Below are 17,928 nucleotides of genomic sequence, written 5' to 3'. Positions count from 1 at the left end.
TTAATCAGTAATACCGTAATCGGTATTACTGATTTTTTACATATATGAAAATATGTAGGAATCCACTAGTTATTTGAATTCGTTTCCGTTACAATAGAACGTGTGCGTAACAGACGATAACGGAATAATTAAAGGCGTAAAACGCCGATAAGATGAGAGGAGCAATGTTATGGTGCTACAGATTGACAATGTCACAAAGAAATTCGGAAAATTTACCGCTGTAGATCAATTGTCGCTTAAGATCCCAGAAGGGGAAATATTCGGCTTCCTTGGAGCAAACGGGGCAGGTAAAACAACGACTTTTCGAATGATTTTAGGATTAATTGATCAAACAGAAGGGAAAATCCGTTGGAATGATGAAGTAATCGATTATTCTAAAACGGATTACATTGGTTATTTGCCTGAAGAGCGCGGATTGTATCCAAAAATGAAAGTGAAAGAACAAATGGTATACTTGGGAAGACTGCGAGGTATGGATAAGAAAAAGGTAATAAAAGAACTCAATTATTGGTTAGAGCGTTTTAAAATTGAAGGCTATTTAGAGAAAAAGGTTGAAGAATTATCAAAAGGTAACCAACAAAAAATTCAATTTATCTCTAGTGTAATTAATCAGCCTAAATTACTTATTCTCGATGAACCATTTTCTGGGCTTGACCCGGTTAATGTTGAATTATTAAAAGATGCAGTCATTGAGTTGAAGAACAAAGGTACGACAATCGTTTTTTCATCACATCAAATGAGTACGGTTGAGGAATTATGTGAACATTTATGTATTATGCAAAATGGTCGACCAATCGTGCACGGTGCTTTGACAGACATCAAACGTGGTTTCGGTAAAAAGAATTTATTAATTCATGCTGATTTCAACTTGGATTTCTTAAGTGAGATTCCGGGTGTATTAAAAGCAAAAGAAGTCACAGAGGGCGTCCGTTTGCAGATAGAAGATGAATCTGTTTCACAAACTATTTTAACAGCTATCCAAGATAAGGGATTTGTGCGCAAATTTGACTTATTGGAGCCTTCATTGAACGATATCTTTATTGAAAAGGTAGGTGAGAGCTATGTTTAAATTTTGGGTTGTTTTAGCACAAACATTCATGACCAGATTTAAATCAAAATCGTTTATGATCACAACGGCAATTTTTCTTGTGTTTATATTTGCAATTGGCAATATTGATCGCATCATCAGTTTATTTGATTCAGGTGAAGAGGAGACAGATGTTGTTGCGATTGTAGACGAAACGAATCGTGTCGGAACAATGTTAATTGAAATGACTGGTGAAGAGTTCAGTCATTTTCAATACCAACAGGTTGATAATGGACTTGAAGACGTACAGACACAAGTCATTGATGGTGAGTATGCAGCAGTATTGCATATCACGGAAGGTGCCCCTTTTCAGGCAACTTTTTATACTGAACAGCTATTAAATAATAGTTTAGAGTATGATATTAATCAACAGCTCCAACAAATCAAAGTTGTTGCACTAACTGAGGAAGCAGGGATCAGTCAAGCTGTTATTAACGAAATTTATGAACCGGTCAATTTTGAAACAGCAGCGATTGAGTCACCTGGCGGTTCAGAACAACGCACTGAAGAAGAAGTAAGTGGTGCACGGGGACTGGTCTATGCGATGTTATTCTTACTTTACTTTGCTGTGCTGACATATGGACAGATGATCGCAACAGATGTCGCTAACGAAAAGACATCACGCGTCATGGAAATTCTTATTTCGAGCTCGTCACCTGTGTCACAGATGTTTGCCAAAATAAGTGGGATTGCACTGCTAGGGTTAACACAAATTAGCATCTTAATATTAGCGGCTTTCTTTATGATCGAACAACGTCAAGCAGATCTTGATGCAGAATTCTTTGAATTCTTTGGTTTTAATGATATTCCAGTCGCAACCTATATTTATGCGATTGTATTTTTCTTGTTAGGTTACTTATTGTATGCCACACTTTCAGCGATGCTCGGTTCTTTGGTAAGTCGAATGGAAGATGTTGGACAATTAATGTTCCCGGTGATTATACTTGTCATTATCGCCTTCATGCTGTCAATGTTTGGTTTAGATATGCCGGATTCTGAGATTATTAGAATCACATCATTCATTCCATTCTTTGCACCACTGGTAATGTTTTTACGTGTGGGGCTACTAAATATACCATTCTATGAAGTTATGTTGAGTATTGGAATTCTTGTAGCGACAATTGCAGTGTTAGGTTATCTCGGTGCGAAAATATATCGTGGCGGTGTCTTGATGTATGGTACAGGTGTTAAATTGAAAGACTTTAAACATGCGTTACAACTTGGGAAAAAAGATAAGTAAACGAAGGTACTAAAACGGTGCATGCCTCGACAGGGGGCATGCACTTTTTATTAGGTTTTTTTGAAACGTTCTGTAGAAAACATGTGTTCTTTGGTACAATATAGAAAGGAAGGGAGATGAAACGATGCGACCTACTGTCCGATTTATTCATACGGCTGATCTACACTTAGACCGACCATTTAAAGGGATACAACGTGTATCACCTTCAATCTATGAAGCAATCAAAAACAGCACCTTTATTGCACTAGAACGATTAATTAATTTAGCAATCGATGAACAAGTTGACTTTGTCTTATTTGTTGGTGATATTTTTGATCAGGTCTATCCTTCGTTGTATGCTGAGGTTCGCTTTAAACAACTATTACATAAATTAAGTGAGAAAGAGATTACGTCATACATTAGTTTTGGTAATCACGATTATAATCAAACAATCAAGCAGCACTTTTCTGATATTGAACATTGTCATGTCTTTTCTCGTCAAAAAGTTACTTCTTTTTATTATCAACGTAATCAAGAACCACTTGTGAGAATTCATGGCTTTAGCTACGAAGAACGCGCAGTGAAAGAAAACATGGCTACTGAATTTAAATACGCTGATCATGTTCCTTATCATATTGGCATGCTACATGGTAGTGCAGGTGGCTATGAAGAACATGCCCCATATGCACCGTTTCAACTCCAACAATTAAAGGATGCCGGTTTTGACTACTGGGCGCTTGGTCATATTCATAAACGGCTGACATTAAGTGAAAATCCGTTTGTTGTTTATCCTGGTAATATTCAAGGGGGTTCAAAGAAAGAAACGGGAGAAAAAGGGTGTTATATTGTTGAACTAACAGATACGACAACAACACTAACGTTTCATCCACTACAAGTGCTAAAATTTGTTAACGTTGACATTGCAGTTGACGAGATGACTTCTTTTAGTCAGCTTTATAGTATTTTGCTAGAAAATATACCTGAGTCACAGGAGAAGACGTTGTACACGATCACATTAAAAAATGTGACAGCTAATCTTTTTCAAGGTGATGCTTATACAGATATTGAAGATATCATCAATGTATTCAATGAGGGTCAGATCAATCGAGAAGATTGGTCGTACATTATTGATATTAAACTAAACGTCCATGCTGAAAAAAACAAAACAGTTAATGATCCTTTTTTAAAAACTTTAGGAGAGAATATTAATACAGACTTGCTAAATGAATCAAAGGGATCACTCTGGCGCCATCAACGGGCCCGGCATTTCCTAGATGAGTTAACGACTGAAGAAGAAATTGAAATAGAAGAAGAAGCTTTAGCTGTAGTTAAAGCGATCCTTGTGGGGGAGGAAATTAATGAGAATAACTAAAATTAAAATATACGGTTTCGGTAAGCTGTATCAACAGTCTTTTGAAATTGATGATTCCCCGCTCGTTGTCTTTAAAGGCATGAACGAGTCAGGGAAATCAACCTTGCGATATTTTATGACCTATATTTTATTTGGGCTGACAAAAGCTGAGTTAATAAAATATCAACCGTTAGTGAAAACGATTTTTGGTGGGAGCTTAACTGTAGCAGTAAATGGAGAAAAATATGTGTTAGAGCGTACCGAACGTGATACACACCAACTCGTTGTGACGGATCAACATGGCACCATTTGCAACGATTTCTATAAGAACCATTTGCCCGGTGTCAGTCGGGAACTCTTTGATCGTGTTTATCATTTTGATGTGTTTGCTTTACAACAAGACACAAATATAAAACCTGAAGATATCGGTGAATTACTGCTGAGTATCAGTATGTCAGGAACGGATGCGATTTATCACGCAGAGAAGAAACTAAAACAAAAAATTGATGATTTATTTAAAAAGCGAGGGACGAATCCAGTCCTCAATCAGCACCTATCTCAACTTGAAGATGAAAAGCTGCAGCTAGAGCGGTTGGCGAGTGAGGAAGAAGCATACCAACGCTACCTGGATGATAGACAGGGGTTGGACCGTGAGTTGAAAGAAACATATCAAGCATTATCAGAAAAAAAAGAGGCGCGTGAAACGGCAGAAAGTTTGTTAAATGCTTATGGTCTATTTGAGACATACCATATTAATAAAGCGAAAATTGAAAGTCTAAACATAAAAGCCATCTCAGAAGAAGAAAAAAAGGCTGTTGACGAGTTAGTTGAAGCGATCGAGCCGCTTGAAACAGAAAGGCAATCTCTCTTGCATCAACAAGCTGCAGTCAAAAAAAGAAAAACATTACTTGAAAAAGAGCAGGTATCAAAAACTCATGAAGCGGCGTTACATAGCTATGTTAATCAGGAATCTGAAATACGTGAGTTATTGGCAACTAAACAATCAAAAAAAGCAGAATTAGCTGAGGTCACCAGTCGAATAAACCAACAGATGGAGATACTATCTGTCGATCTAACTGTTGAAGCGATTGCTGAACTTAAACTAGATTATGGTATTGAAAAAGATCTCGAACGTTTAGACCAAACGCATCGGCAATTAAGTGATAATTATGCTGAAGTTATTTCGGAACTGAAGAATTTGGCAGTGACGGGTGATACAATCACGCATCAGATCCACGAACTAGAACCCCTCGTGTTAAGTGAAACGAGAGAACGATTATTGGAAAAGCATCTGAGTCAAACTGAATCACAGAGAGATAAACCATTTCTAAATCAACGGCTCGATCTAGCGGTGGGTTTATTGTTTGTCATTATATCGAGTCTATTGTATGCATTTGAATATTTGTCACCACTGGTGATGCTGAGTTTGCTGGTTTTTTATGGAATAATCAACCGTGTTCTTGCGTATCTTTCTACGAGCAATGTTTTTGCAGAAAAAAAATCGGAATCAATCGAAAAAGATAGGTCAACTCATGATTTTGAGGTTTTGGAACAGCATAAATCGGCTAAACCTAAACTAGAGCGTCTAACTTATGAATGGGAAAGCTTTGAACAAAACCTGCAACAAAAAGAATTAGCGCTTGAAATTATTAAAGAAAAACAAATGCGACTTAACGAAGCAATCACGGACTATTTAACCCGGTTCCCTTTTTTAAAGGCGACGCCAATTGGTGCACGGGCAGAGTTGATGGCGGTTTTGAAAACAGTTCAGCAAGATCATGAGAAACTTATCAATCGATCATTGGAACTTAAAACAATTGATGAAACGATAGAAGCCTTTCTTGATGACAGTAAAGGATGGGTTGATAACTATCCCACTGAATCTGTCACCCATCACCTAGAAATATTACGTCGCCAATGGGTGGAGCTCGTTCATAAAAAGCAGGAAGAAAAGGAAGTTGTTGCACGTCTAGAAGCGATAAGCAATGATTTAAATAGAGTAACTACAGAAGTTACTCCACTAAGTCAATCATTAGACGATTGGTTTGCGAAAAAAGCCGTGCACAACGAGCAAATGTTTACCCATCACTATCAAAAGACAAAAGAAAAAGAAGAACTTTTGGAAAAGCAACGCGACATTGAAACGCGGTTGTTATTAAGGTTGAGTGATGAGAAGGTAGAATCACTGTTAGAAGATTTTTCGCTGAATGAAGCGGTTTTAAAAACAGAAATACAAACATTAAAAAATGATACAATTGTTTTAGAAGAAATGATTGATCAGCTTAGAGAAAAAATTGCTAATCTTAACGTTAGCATTAATCAATTGGAAACATCATCAGCGATGCGTAACCTGAAATTCAAATATAGTGCCCATCGTGAAGCATTTAACCAACAAGCAAAACAATATCTTGTCTATAAGTTAAGCTATGATGCACTGTTAAAAACAAAAATTGCATTTCAAACGGCTTACTTACCAATCATTCTTGAGTCAGCGAGCGATTTGTTCAAATGCATGACTAAGGGACGTTACCAAGCAATTCAATTTGATGATGTTAGTCAACAATTCGTCGTAATTGACGGTGAGAAGAAGCTAGCTGTTTATGTATTATCACAAGGAACGCTTGATCAGTTGGCAACGGCCTTAAGGTTTTCTGTTGCCTATGCACTAAAAGACCAGATGCAGCTGCCAACGTTGATTGACGATAGTTTTGTTCACTTTGACCCAGAGCGAAAGAAAGCACTAATAAACTATTTATCGACATATACGACTCAAATTTTTTATTTTACTAATGAAGAAGTAAGCAGCGATTATTGTCAGCTGTTTGAATTAACTTAAAGTTATATTTTTTGGGATGAGTAGGTCGTTTGAAATGGAGGATTGACAATGAACGATACCCTTGATCAAGAATATGCGTTGTATGATGAAACAATTGATCGGTTTATTCAGGTGATTGCGAAGAACATAAATTTATATGGGATGACGCCATCCATTGGTCGGTTATATGGAAAGATATTTTTTAGCGATGAGCCAATGACACTTGATCAAATGCGCGAAGCGCTAGGTATGAGCAAGACAAGTATGTCAACAGGTGTGCGAGCGCTCACAGAAATGAAGATGGTTGAGCCTGCATTTAAAAAAGGTGAACGTAAAGATTTATATAAATCAGAAGAAGATTGGTATAAGTCATTTACCTCATTATTTAGTAATCGGTGGCGCCATCACACGGAATCAAATATTGAAGAAGCGGAAGAAGCAATTTCCGCACTACGAAAGATTCAATCATCGATTCATGATACAGTCCTATTAGAAAAAATTGACCGAGATATTGATCGGTTAAAATATGCGCAGAATTATTACCGTTGGCTGATGCGTTTTATTAAAGTTGTCGAGTCAGGCGAAATATTTGAGTTGATTCCAAAAGAACTTGACGAGTGATTGTATGGATCGATGAATACTAGTTACGTAAAATCATTGTTTCCTTGAATCAAATCGTATTACAGCCTTTGGGTTGTGGGAGAAGAACAATATGAACGGTTGGATAAAATCGGTAAAAATCATTATAAATAGTTGAGCAGAATAGGAATAGACCCGAAAACAACGGCCAGTTAAGGTCCACGCTTTCGGGTCTTTTTTAATATATTCGTGTGTTTTGGTATGTTTTGTGATTAAGTTGATTGGGTAACCACATTTTCATAACGACTGTCTAAATAATCAACAATATGAATCAAAAACCCTTCAGCTGTTTCAGGTTGTCTAACGCAAGAACCCCATTCGGGCAAGCCGTGATGACAAAGAATTAAGTGATTAATCCGGTGAATATCAGTCAGTGTCAGGTTAACCTGAGTCTGTTCGAGCATCTTTTGTAATAAGAGCACACCGTAAGGGATATGTCCGACTAGTAAACCGATTGCATCCATGCCAATTCCGCCTTGTAAGCGCGATTTAAGTTCCGTACTGTCGGCGTGAGGATATAAAAACGAAAAAGCATGATAGCTTTTTCCTGCATAATCATATTCTAATAACTTGCCCAAATCATGATAAAGTATCGCCGTGATCAGATGATTTAAGTTTATTGCGTCTGATCCTAACGCTTGCAAACCATCCAACATCTTGTATAAGTGATCAATGGTATCTTTCCAAACAGGACGGTTTATTTTTTCTGGTGCGTTATATGAATCATAAATTTCTTTTTTATATGCTTTTTCGACAAGTTGAATCAAGGTGAGAATCGCAGCTACAGGACCTTTGGCATGATTCGTGATGTAATGTGTGAACCGCAGTAGACCTACTGTATGTTTCAGCAGGCCGCCAAGATAGTTATGATGATATCCTTTGGCAGCAGGGGCGAGAACAAAATCATCCCAAAATTGATTAAGTGTCTGATGAGCAAAAGTTTGATAGGGCTGTTCTATCTTACTAATATGAAATAGAAGTTCTGTAGCTAATGCTTCTAAAGATTCGTCTGTAGAAGGTAATAAGCTGAATGGCTCAATTGAAGCTTCTACAGGTGAAAGCTTATTAATTGTTAAGGACTTGATGTTATTATACTCATCGACAACACCTTCGACATCAAAGACACGATGTTGCGTTAGTGCAGGCAGGTTTTTATCAACAGCGCCGTTATTATCCCACATTTTAGCTTGAACCATCCCACCAGCGTTACTTAATGATACTTTTAAAAATTGTTTATTTGTTTTGGTTAATTTTACAGCATGCTCATTAATTAAAAAGCGTTCTTCAACACGGTCTCCAGCTGATAAATTATCAATTGAAAATAATCGTTCTGTATTTGGCAACTTAGGGATAGACAGTTTATCGCGTTGCAGCTTAATGTCATCAGTTAACTCAAAATCAAAAGCGATATGTTGATAGAAATAGTCGATATGTATACTCACGGTCTCACTCCTCTTATATGATTAGTCATTATAGCTTAATCTGATACCATTTTAACTGAAGTGTTTAAGACTGTACAGTAGCCTTTGGTTTCAGTTCATAGTAGCGCAAAAAAAGAAGCATACCAACTGGTATGCTTCCGAAATATCTGAAGTGTTTTATTCTTCTGTTGTATCTTCTGTTGATTCTTCCGTTTGTTCATCAGTAGTTCCGTTGGTTGCGTCTTCTGCGACATCTTCAATGTCTTCGAATGCGAAAATATCTTCGAATTGTTCGATTTGAACATCGATATCAGCTTCTTCAAAAAGACGACGGAACGTTTCTTGTGCTTTTGTATCATCTATTTTAGTGCTTGCAATTTCACGTTCGAGTTGATCGCGAACATCTTCAAGTGCTTCAACATCACCTTCAACATCACGAACATCAGTAACATGAATGATATGGTAACCATAATCAGATTGTACGGGTTCTGAAATATCGCCAATCTCTAAGTTATATGCAGTTTCTTCGAAGGCAGGGACCATTTGACCACGAGAAAAGTAACCAACAGAACCACCCTCAACAGCTGAACCTGAATCCGTTGAATATTCTTCTGCAAGCGCTGCAAAATCTTCGCCATCCATGACACGTTCATACAATTCATTTGCTAATGTTTCATCTTCTACTAGAATATGACTTGCTTCAACTTCCGTTGTCATGCGCTCATATTGCGCTTCGATTTCTTCTTCAGTTACTTCAATATCTTCGGTTAATGCCTCTTGTTGAAGCAGTTGCATCCGTAATTGTTCTCTAAATGCTTCTTCAGAAGCGATACCTTGTTGTTGCAGCAACATCTCAAACATGTCACCGTATTGTTCTTTATAAGTATTAAATTGTTCCTCTACAAGATCTTCATCAATCTCGTATTTGCTTTCAAGGATTGTTGTTAAAACCATTTGCTGAAGGGTTGCTTCACCAGCTGTATCTTTTAACTCCTCGTAAAATGCTTCTTTTGTGATGTTTCCTTGTGCTGTCTCTACAACAACCTCTGGGTCTTCGTTTGAACATGCAGACAATCCGATTAGTCCAACAGAAATCGTTGCTGCGATTGCTAGTTTTTTCATTAAACACACTCCTACTATTTTTTAAGGGCATCCCTTATTTATTCTCAATTGTTAATATATCATATTTTCACTTTAAATGAGACGAAGATTGTTCTTTTCCTATGTTTTTACATAATATTTTCGAACTTTTTATCAGAATAGAGGGATCAGAATAGTCACAAAAATAAAAAACACCTATTTGATTGTATCAAATAGGTGAGGGTTAGCGTTCTTCCATATGTTCACAAGTTTCTTTTAATCTAGAAAAAGATGTTTCGAGTAACTGATGAAAATCGATCATTTTCTTCACTTTATCTTCTATAATATCCCCTTGAGGTCGTGTTTCAATTTCTGATTCAATTGCATGTAAACGACGCTTTTGCATTGTTGTGTGTGAGATCCATTTGTCTAAGTAATAATGCATGAAGCGTTGGAATAAATCATCATTTGTTGTGTATAAATCTTTTCGGACGCCCTTTTTCCAGACTTGCTTAACGAGGTTTAAATCGGATAGTGTACGGATGCCAGTATTTACTGAAGTTTTACTTTTTCCAGTGGTTTGACTCATTTCATCCAATGTCATTGGTTGGTGATTTAAAAATAAAATGGTGAAAAGTCGGGAATCACTCGGGGATAAATCAAAAAGTTCAATTGTTTTTGAAAACTCATTTACGAGTTCATCTGTAATGTGTGATTCAGTTGCCATGTCAATGCTCCTTTCTCTTCTATATAAGTAGCTATTTATAGCATATCTGATATCACCAAAGAATGGAAACGTTGGGCAGGGTAGAAAAGCAGAGGAAACAAGAGCATTTGTAAGTATCAGTTACGATTTGTTTGTACAGTTTAAACTGTACGTATAATACATACATATTCAACCGAATTTGACGTTTGAGTTGTTGACACAAAACAGGTTAAGATAATAGAGTAGTTCAATGCGGACAAAAAGTAATTATGTTGAATGTGTTTATAAACAACCCTAGCGGGTACAAGTAAATGAATTCGTTCAATTACAAAGTCATAATATATCTATTTAAGAGAGGTGAAGAATATGCCAGTAATTGAGGTAAAAAATTTATCGAAGATATTTGGTAAAAATGTTAAAGATTCTTTGAAAATGTTGGACCAAGGTAAGAAGAAAGATGAAATTCTAGATAAGACCGGCGATACAGTAGGTGTTAACCGTGCCAGTTTTGAAGTTGAAGCTGGAGAAGTCTTCGTTATTATGGGACTTTCAGGTAGTGGTAAGTCAACACTGATTCGATTAATCAATCGCTTAATTGAACCAACAGAAGGTAGTGTAATGGTAGACGGTGAAGATTTAGCACAGATGGATAAAGATAATCTACGTCGTGTTCGTCGTGAAAAACTAAGTATGGTTTTCCAGAACTTCGGTTTATTTCCGTTCCGGACGATATTAGAAAACGCAGAGTACGGACTTGAAGTACAAGGGATGGACAAATCAGAACGAGCTGAAAAAGCAAAAAAAGCACTTGATTTAGTTGGTCTAGGAAGTTATATCGACCAGTATCCGAGACAACTTTCAGGTGGGATGCAGCAACGTGTTGGTTTAGCCCGTGCGTTAGCAAATGATCCTGAAGTACTACTTATGGATGAAGCATTTTCAGCACTTGATCCACTGATTCGTAAAGACATGCAAGATGAGTTACTAGATTTACAACAAACAATGAAAAAAACAATCATTTTTATTACGCACGATTTAGATGAAGCGTTGCGTATCGGTGACCGTATTGCATTGATGAAGGATGGTTCGATTGTTCAAATCGGGACACCGGAAGATATTCTTACAAATCCAGCAAATGATTATGTAGAGCGCTTTGTTGAAGATGTTGACCGTTCTAAAGTGTTAACAGCCGAACATATTATGGTTCGTCCTGAGACAATTAATATTGAAAAACACGGCCCGCGTGTTGCCTTAGAGCGTATGGGTGAAGAAGCCTTATCAAGCATCTATGTTGTCGATAGTAATCGTCAACTTAAAGGGTATGTTACTGCCGATGATGCATCTGAAGCACGCAAGAAAGAAATTAAAGATTTAAAGGAAATTCTTAAAACAGATGTTCCAAAAGTTAAGCGTGACACACCCATGCAAGAAATTATTGCTATTGTTTATAATACACCGGTTCCAATTGCAGTCGTTGATGATGGTAAATTAGTAGGTATTATCATTCGTGGTTCAGTATTAGCTGCTATTGCTGGTGAAGGTGAGGTGAATACAGATGTTTGATTTTATTCCTGAAATTCCATTATCGGATTGGGTAGATGAGTTAGTCGATTGGATTGTTGAAACATTCGCTTTTATTTTTAATCCACTTAAAAATGAATTCGGTGATTTTATTGAATGGGTAGCTGAAATGCTTGGCGCCATTCCACCAATCATTATTATGGTTATTGTAGTTATAGGTGCCTTCTTTATAACCGGAAAAAGATTTGGGTTAGCAGCGTTTGCTTTAGTTGGACTTCTGTTAATTCAAAATCAAGACTTATGGACTGAAATGATGTCAACATTTACGTTGGTATTAATATCGAGTTTACTATCAGTTATGGTAGGTGTACCCGTTGGTATTCTGATGTCTAAGAGTAAAGTAGCAGAACAAATTATTTTACCGATTTTAGACTTTATGCAGACCATGCCAGCATTCGTTTACTTAATTCCTGCCGTTGCGTTCTTTAGTATTGGTATGGTGCCAGGGATTTTCGCATCACTTATTTTTGCGACACCACCAACCGTACGTTTTACGAACTTAGGTATTCGACAAGTATCGCAAGAGCTTAAAGAAGCCGCAGAGGCATTTGGTTCTACTGGCGCACAAAAATTATTCAAGCTAGAGCTTCCAATGGCAAAAGGAACCATTATGGCTGGTATTAACCAAACAGTTATGTTAGCCTTGTCAATGGTGGTAATCGCATCAATGATTGGTGCACCTGGTTTAGGTAACCCGGTCGTATCTGCTCTACAGCGCTCTCAAGCAGGAGCTGGTTTCGTCGCAGGTATTTCAATCGTTATTTTAGCGATTATTATGGACCGTTTCACGCAAAATATCTACAAGAAAGAAGAATAATCTTATTGGCAACTTTTCTTCATTGAAAAGCTAACCATAAATAAACTTTTAAAAAGGGGAGATAGTCAAATGTTTAAAAAATCATGGAAACATATTGGTTTAATGTTAGTTTTAGCTCTTACACTTGTACTTGCTGCATGTGGGGACGACAGTGCAGATACTGATGGTGATTCAGACGAAGATACAGGTAACTTAGGAGAAACAGAAATTGAATTAGCTTACGTTGAGTGGGATTCAGAAATCGCTTCTACAAACGTTCTTGCTTTAGTATTAGAAGAGGCTGGTTATGATGTAGATGTTACAGGTCTTGACAATGCTATTATGTGGGAAGCTGTAGCGAATGGTGATGCTGATGGTATGGTAGCTGCATGGTTACCAGGAACTCACGGTGATCTTTATGAAGCTAACAAAGATAGCTTAGTTGAACTAGGTGTTAACCTAGAAGGTGCGAAAATTGGTTTAGTCGTACCAGCTTATATGGAAGATGTAAACACAATTGGTGACTTAGCTGATCACACAGAAGCTTTTGATGGTAAAATCACTGGTATTGAACCAGGTGCTGGTGTTGTACAAGCAGCTGAGCAAGCTTTAGAAGATTATGATTTAGCTGATTGGGAAGTGCAAACTTCTTCTAGTGGTGCGATGACTACTACTCTAGATCAAGCTTACAGCAATGAAGAGCCAATCGTTGTTACTGGTTGGACGCCACACTGGAAATTCGCTGCATATGATCTTAAATATTTAGAAGATCCAGAAGGTACATTTGGTGGTGCTGAAACAATCGAAACAATGGTTCGTGAAGGTTTCGAAGAAGATTCACCTGCCGCATACCAAATCATGGACAACTTCTACTGGGAAGCTGATGATATGCAATCTGTCATGCTAGAAATGTCAGAAGGCGCTGATCCAGAAGAAGCTGCAGCTAATTGGATTGAAAACAATCGTGACGCTGTAGACGAATGGTTAGAAGGCGTAGAATAATTTAAACGAACAAAAGTTAAATGCCTGTAAAGAGCAACTGCTCTTTACAGGCATTATTTTTTGATCTCTTTAACAAATGTATGATTTGCGTAATTTGAGAAGCAAGAGGTCATATATAAGCAAAGTAGACTTTAATATAAGAGAGGTAGTTATGCCGAAATAAAAAGCGAGAGGAGTCTAATTAGGCGCCTCTCGCTCAATGCTATTGTGTGGTTTGTTCTTCAAGTTCTTTTAATCGATCTTCAATCTGTGTTAAATAAATTTGAATGTTTTCTTGATGAGGTTCCATCGTTTCTTTCCAATGATCAATCGATGTTTTCATTTCTTTAGAAAGATCTTTGATTAATTCAGCGCCTTCTTTTGAAGTTGCTTTTATTTGTTCTGAGAGAATTTGTCCATTAATTTTTACTTTTTCGATGGATGCTTTTATGTCATCCATTTGTCTTTTTATACTTTGACGTGTGTCTTTCCCCGATTGTGGTGCACTTAGTAATGTCCCAGCTGCGCCTACTGCGGCACCTGCTAGTAAGCCAATCAATACTGATTTTGCTTTACCCATAGTTGATACACTCCTTTTCTCTTATCTTTATTATGTTTTCTCTTTTTCCGTCCCTTTTAAACCTATAATTACTGACTTTTTTATTGTCTAGAAGGATTTATTCATCAAATTTATGATTTCTGAGGATTAAAGGGACAGAAAACGCAATCAAAAACTGGGTTTAGTTAAAAAGAAGGGAGATCAGCAAATAACTGGATCTCCCTTCTTACAGATTTATTTGTTTGAATGCTTTTAAAATCTTAGTTATTTTTAAGCGAATGTCATCTGTGAACGAGCCAAGATGTTATTAATGATTGGGTATAAAATGATTGTAAAGACAACGTTGAATAAGGTAGCAGGTAAGACAACGGCAACAAATAAAGCAAGAAATGAGCCACCCATTTGACCAATCACGAACAATGCCATCGCAAGGAAAACTGAGCCGCTCACAATGGTTCCGATTGCTACAAGAATAGGCGCAATAATTTTTTTGTTAGCCTGTTTTGGAATAATCATTAATAGAAAAAAGAACACAAAGGCTGTAATTGGTTTTTCAACTAAATTTGAAATTTGTCCACCGGGTGCTGATGTAGTTAATGCTGAAATCGCACCAGTTGCAACACTTAGAACAAGTACGTAATTTGCTTTAGGGAATAATAGTATACCTAGAAACATCATCGGTAACATAATATCTGGTTTCATACCGAATAAAATCGGTGGGGCAATAATATGAAGCACGGCACCAATCCCCATAAATAATGCGAGTAATACTAAATCTTTTGTTTTCATAACTAAACTCTCCTCATCTCTACTCAACTATTTTATTCCGTTTGTGTCCTCATGACCAAACGCGAATATTTCTATAAAGTATAACATATTATCCTTTATTGTAAAGTTTAAATTTTTTCACTAATTGTTTTAGCCATCGTTGCTAAGTCTTCTGATGAATAATCTTCACCATGTGTAATCCACTGGGATTTAAATCCGTCAGACTCATCATAGCGTGGAATGAGGTGCAAATGCAGGTGGAAAACAGACTGACCAGCAAATTCGTTTGTATTGCTTAAGATGTTAATGCCAACGGGATCAAAGGCTTCTTCAAGTGCCCGCGTAATCTTTGGTACACGACTAAACAAGGCACCCGCAATATCTGCGTTGGTTTCATAAATGTTTTTAACGTGTGTCTTTGGGATCACTAAGGTGTGGCCTTTTGTGACTTGACTAATATCTAAAAAAGCAAAGACATCATCATCTTCATAAACTTTAGCAGCAGGAATATCTCCGTTTAAAATTTTGCAAAAAATACAATCTGAGTGTGTCATCATTAATCCGCTCCCTTTCTGATTTGTTCCTTCTTATTTTACCATGAATTAAAGTGTTATCAAATGGTGAGCTTTCAGGTAAGAACGAAATGTATGAATTATGATTAAGAACGTCGAACATGTGCAAGGGGGTGTATTACTGAAGATTGTATTTGGTTGCATTTCAATAACAAGATGGGTAAACTTTGGTTAAGGTGCAGCCTTCGTTTATCTGAGTTTGTTGCCGTTTACTATAATTTATTCATTATTTGGTTATTAACGATAGAGTTGGGGGAAGAAACATGCAATCACTATTATCAATTCAAAACCTAGTGGGTGGCTATAATCACCGTGATGTGTTACATGATTTGTCTTTTGAGATTAACAAGGGTGAAATTGTTGGTTTAATCGGTCTAAATGGTGCAGGGAAAAGTACAACGATTAAGCACATCATTGGTTTAATGGAAGAAAGAATGGGATCAATTGAATTGCTTGGTCAAACGTATAGACAAAACAAAGCACGTTACCGCAGTAACTTCACGTATATACCAGAAATGCCTGTGTTATATGAAGAATTGACGCTAGCTGAACATTTACGTATGACAGCAATGGCCTACGGACTCGATGAAAAAATGTATGAAGAACGGTTACCGGGCTTGTTAAAAGCTTTTCGGCTAGAGAAACAGTTGCACTGGTTTCCAATTCATTTCTCAAAAGGAATGAAGCAGAAAGTAATGATTTTATGTGCCTTTTTAGTTGAACCTGCACTATATGTTGTTGATGAACCGTTTGTGGGATTAGATCCATTGGCAATTCAATCATTTTTAGATTTAATGGTCAAAGAAAAAAACCGTGGTGCGGGTGTGTTAATGTCAACGCATATTTTAGCAACTGCTGAAAAGTATTGTGATCGCTTTATCTTGCTCCACGAAGGTAAAGTGAAAGCAGCAGGGACGCTTTCAGAATTACGTGAGTCGTTTCAGCAGCCAAACGCTTCATTAGATGATTTATATTTAATGCTGACCAAAAGCGAGGCGGATGAATGATGGATGGTGAAAAGTTGTTTAACGATCGTTTTAAAGATCATGTTAAGCAGTCAGTCCGTTATTTACAATATATCTTTAACGGTCATATTGCGATTGCTTTAATTTTTCTTGTAGCGGCTGGTGCTGTTTTCTATCAATCATTTTTAAATGCATTACCCGATTATTTTCCGGTTGCAGCTGTTATTAGTATTATTTTAAGCTTAGTAGTTCTTTATAATCCGATGCAGTTTATGTTAAAAAAAGCGGATATTGTTTTCTTATTGCCAGCACAAGAACAACTGACGGGTTATTTTATCAGAGGATTACTATACAGTTTGATGGTGCAAAGTTATTTATCAATTTTGGTTATAGGTGTGCTGGCGCCTCTTTTCCATATCAGGGAACATGCGGTATCGTTTACAGCACTGATTAGTCTATTTGTTATTACGAAGTTGATTCAGTTTACAGTCGATTGGTTTATTCTACGCATTCGTCATACAGAGGTACAACGGTATCAACGCTTTTTGAGGTTTTTCGTTCAAGTTGCTATCTTTTATAGTGTGCTTTCAGGGATAACACTTGCTATCATATTTAGTGCTCTCTTATTCGGGATACTGATCATCAGTTTACTTAGCTATAGTCTGAAACATGTCTTAGCACTTGATTTATTGATTGAGAATGATCAACGGAGAAAAGAAGTCTTTTACCGAATAGCGAGTCTATTTACTGATGTACCCGAGCTTGCAACGACGGTTAAAAAACGGAAGTTTATGGTTCGTCTATTTACACAGCATTTTCCTATCAGACAAACACATACGTATCGCTACTTATATCAACTGACCTTTATGCGTTCGAAGGATTATCTAGGCATTTTTGTGCGTTTATCATTTATTGGTGGCTTAGCGCTTTACTATACCACAATAGCATGGCTAGCTGTGGTACTAAGTTTATTATTCATTTATTTGATTGGGATTCAACTGTTGTCTTTATGGTATCATCACCGCACCTTAATCTGGCTAGATCTTTATCCAGTAAGTGGCGAACTACAACGTCAGGCTTTAGCAAGCCTTATCTTGCGCTTGCTATCAATCACGGCCAGTGTCTATCTGGTCGTCACAATGGTGCAGTTAAGTAGTTGGTCAGGACTAATTGTTGGTATCAGTTCGTATGTATTCGTTTTTCTATTTGTGAACATGTACTTACCGAGAAAGTTAATCTTGAATAACACCTGAGGGATATTGAAGACATACAATAATAACAAATAGTAATGATTTAGCATGGATTGCCTGCTGAAAGTTGCCAGTCAGGTAGCTATTTCGTAACAAAAAGACCCATTGCATGAAGCAGTGGGTCTTTTGGTATGCCGT

16 protein-coding genes are annotated in these 17,928 nt (G+C 37.1%); 10 read left to right on the top strand and 6 right to left on the bottom strand.

Annotation, left to right across the window (positions count from 1 at the left end):
- Positions 1-169 precede the first annotated feature (169 nt).
- The 5 genes from DES38_RS06230 (at position 170) to DES38_RS06210 (ending at position 7,093) form a co-directional block, all read left to right on the top strand.
- Positions 170-1,069, top strand: a complete 900-nt coding sequence (locus DES38_RS06230; RefSeq protein WP_110251241.1) for an ABC transporter ATP-binding protein — start codon at positions 170-172, stop codon at positions 1,067-1,069.
- Positions 1,062-2,327 carry an ABC transporter permease gene (locus DES38_RS06225; protein ID WP_110251240.1) on the top strand — a complete coding sequence of 422 codons (1,266 nt, stop codon included), beginning with the start codon at positions 1,062-1,064 and terminating at the stop codon, positions 2,325-2,327. The genes DES38_RS06230 and DES38_RS06225 overlap by 8 nt, the downstream gene beginning before the upstream one ends.
- A 124-nt stretch (positions 2,328-2,451) precedes the next feature.
- Positions 2,452-3,678 (top strand): metallophosphoesterase family protein, encoded by a 1,227-nt coding sequence (locus DES38_RS06220; protein ID WP_110251239.1) that lies wholly within the window; start codon positions 2,452-2,454, stop codon positions 3,676-3,678.
- Positions 3,665-6,493, top strand: a complete 2,829-nt coding sequence (locus tag DES38_RS06215) for an ATP-binding protein (protein ID WP_110251238.1) — start codon at positions 3,665-3,667, stop codon at positions 6,491-6,493. Before DES38_RS06220 ends, DES38_RS06215 begins: the two co-directional genes overlap by 14 nt.
- A gap of 48 nt (positions 6,494-6,541) precedes the next feature.
- Positions 6,542-7,093, top strand: coding sequence for a GbsR/MarR family transcriptional regulator (locus tag DES38_RS06210; RefSeq protein ID WP_110251237.1), 552 nt, complete (start codon positions 6,542-6,544; stop codon positions 7,091-7,093).
- A 230-nt stretch (positions 7,094-7,323) separates the two neighbouring features.
- Here the strand turns inward: DES38_RS06210 and DES38_RS06205 are convergent, their stop codons facing one another.
- From DES38_RS06205 to DES38_RS06195, 3 genes are all read right to left on the bottom strand, one after another.
- Complete coding sequence (locus tag DES38_RS06205; protein WP_245881972.1) at positions 7,324-8,553, bottom strand: HD domain-containing protein; 1,230 nt, start codon at positions 8,551-8,553, stop codon at positions 7,324-7,326.
- Between the two features lie 156 nt (positions 8,554-8,709).
- Positions 8,710-9,654, bottom strand: a complete 945-nt coding sequence (locus DES38_RS06200) for a peptidylprolyl isomerase (protein ID WP_110251236.1) — start codon at positions 9,652-9,654, stop codon at positions 8,710-8,712.
- A 202-nt stretch (positions 9,655-9,856) separates the two neighbouring features.
- Positions 9,857-10,339, bottom strand: coding sequence for a GbsR/MarR family transcriptional regulator (locus DES38_RS06195; protein WP_245881971.1), 483 nt, complete (start codon positions 10,337-10,339; stop codon positions 9,857-9,859).
- Between the two features lie 345 nt (positions 10,340-10,684).
- Between DES38_RS06195 and DES38_RS06190 the strand changes: the two genes are divergently transcribed.
- The 3 genes from DES38_RS06190 to DES38_RS12055 all read left to right on the top strand — a co-directional run bounded on the left by DES38_RS06190 (position 10,685) and on the right by DES38_RS12055 (position 13,697).
- Positions 10,685-11,881 carry a quaternary amine ABC transporter ATP-binding protein gene (locus DES38_RS06190; RefSeq protein WP_110251234.1) on the top strand — a complete coding sequence of 399 codons (1,197 nt, stop codon included), beginning with the start codon at positions 10,685-10,687 and terminating at the stop codon, positions 11,879-11,881.
- Complete coding sequence (locus DES38_RS12060; protein WP_211305835.1) at positions 11,874-12,716, top strand: ABC transporter permease; 843 nt, start codon at positions 11,874-11,876, stop codon at positions 12,714-12,716. The genes DES38_RS06190 and DES38_RS12060 overlap by 8 nt, the downstream gene beginning before the upstream one ends.
- A 69-nt stretch (positions 12,717-12,785) precedes the next feature.
- Entirely contained in the window at positions 12,786-13,697 is a 912-nt protein-coding gene (locus tag DES38_RS12055; protein WP_211305834.1) for a glycine betaine ABC transporter substrate-binding protein, read from the top strand.
- Positions 13,698-13,899: 202 nt separating this feature from the next.
- Here the strand turns inward: DES38_RS12055 and DES38_RS06180 are convergent, their stop codons facing one another.
- The 3 genes from DES38_RS06180 to DES38_RS06170 all read right to left on the bottom strand — a co-directional run bounded on the left by DES38_RS06180 (position 13,900) and on the right by DES38_RS06170 (position 15,557).
- Entirely contained in the window at positions 13,900-14,256 is a 357-nt protein-coding gene (locus DES38_RS06180) for a YtxH domain-containing protein (RefSeq protein WP_110251233.1), read from the bottom strand.
- A 249-nt stretch (positions 14,257-14,505) separates the two neighbouring features.
- Positions 14,506-15,024 (bottom strand): tryptophan transporter, encoded by a 519-nt coding sequence (locus DES38_RS06175; RefSeq protein ID WP_110251232.1) that lies wholly within the window; start codon positions 15,022-15,024, stop codon positions 14,506-14,508.
- Between the two features lie 107 nt (positions 15,025-15,131).
- Positions 15,132-15,557, bottom strand: a complete 426-nt coding sequence (locus DES38_RS06170; RefSeq protein WP_110251304.1) for an HIT family protein — start codon at positions 15,555-15,557, stop codon at positions 15,132-15,134.
- Between the two features lie 281 nt (positions 15,558-15,838).
- On the opposite strand from DES38_RS06170, the gene DES38_RS06165 reads away from it, so the two are divergent.
- A complete protein-coding gene (locus DES38_RS06165; protein ID WP_110251231.1) occupies positions 15,839-16,582 on the top strand; it encodes an ABC transporter ATP-binding protein in 744 nt (247 codons plus the stop codon).
- Positions 16,579-17,793, top strand: a complete 1,215-nt coding sequence (locus tag DES38_RS06160) for an ABC transporter permease (RefSeq protein ID WP_110251230.1) — start codon at positions 16,579-16,581, stop codon at positions 17,791-17,793. The genes DES38_RS06165 and DES38_RS06160 overlap by 4 nt, the downstream gene beginning before the upstream one ends.
- Positions 17,794-17,928 lie beyond the last annotated feature (135 nt).

The organism is Streptohalobacillus salinus, from assembly GCF_003201605.1.
GTDB lineage: Bacteria > Bacillota > Bacilli > Bacillales > Amphibacillaceae > Streptohalobacillus > Streptohalobacillus salinus.
This window is presented reverse-complemented; position numbering and strand designations above follow the sequence as displayed.

Coding starts and splice junctions, on each gene's coding strand:
- DES38_RS06230 (WP_110251241.1), top strand. CDS start 170: ATGGTGCTACAGATTGACAATGTCACAAAGAAATTCGGAAAATTTACC.
- DES38_RS06225 (WP_110251240.1), top strand. CDS start 1,062: ATGTTTAAATTTTGGGTTGTTTTAGCACAAACATTCATGACCAGATTT.
- DES38_RS06220 (WP_110251239.1), top strand. CDS start 2,452: ATGCGACCTACTGTCCGATTTATTCATACGGCTGATCTACACTTAGAC.
- DES38_RS06215 (WP_110251238.1), top strand. CDS start 3,665: ATGAGAATAACTAAAATTAAAATATACGGTTTCGGTAAGCTGTATCAA.
- DES38_RS06210 (WP_110251237.1), top strand. CDS start 6,542: ATGAACGATACCCTTGATCAAGAATATGCGTTGTATGATGAAACAATT.
- DES38_RS06200 (WP_110251236.1), bottom strand. CDS start 9,654: ATGAAAAAACTAGCAATCGCAGCAACGATTTCTGTTGGACTAATCGGA.
- DES38_RS06195 (WP_245881971.1), bottom strand. CDS start 10,339: ATGGCAACTGAATCACACATTACAGATGAACTCGTAAATGAGTTTTCA.
- DES38_RS06190 (WP_110251234.1), top strand. CDS start 10,685: ATGCCAGTAATTGAGGTAAAAAATTTATCGAAGATATTTGGTAAAAAT.
- DES38_RS12060 (WP_211305835.1), top strand. CDS start 11,874: ATGTTTGATTTTATTCCTGAAATTCCATTATCGGATTGGGTAGATGAG.
- DES38_RS12055 (WP_211305834.1), top strand. CDS start 12,786: ATGTTTAAAAAATCATGGAAACATATTGGTTTAATGTTAGTTTTAGCT.
- DES38_RS06180 (WP_110251233.1), bottom strand. CDS start 14,256: ATGGGTAAAGCAAAATCAGTATTGATTGGCTTACTAGCAGGTGCCGCA.
- DES38_RS06175 (WP_110251232.1), bottom strand. CDS start 15,024: ATGAAAACAAAAGATTTAGTATTACTCGCATTATTTATGGGGATTGGT.
- DES38_RS06170 (WP_110251304.1), bottom strand. CDS start 15,557: ATGACACACTCAGATTGTATTTTTTGCAAAATTTTAAACGGAGATATT.
- DES38_RS06165 (WP_110251231.1), top strand. CDS start 15,839: ATGCAATCACTATTATCAATTCAAAACCTAGTGGGTGGCTATAATCAC.
- DES38_RS06160 (WP_110251230.1), top strand. CDS start 16,579: ATGATGGATGGTGAAAAGTTGTTTAACGATCGTTTTAAAGATCATGTT.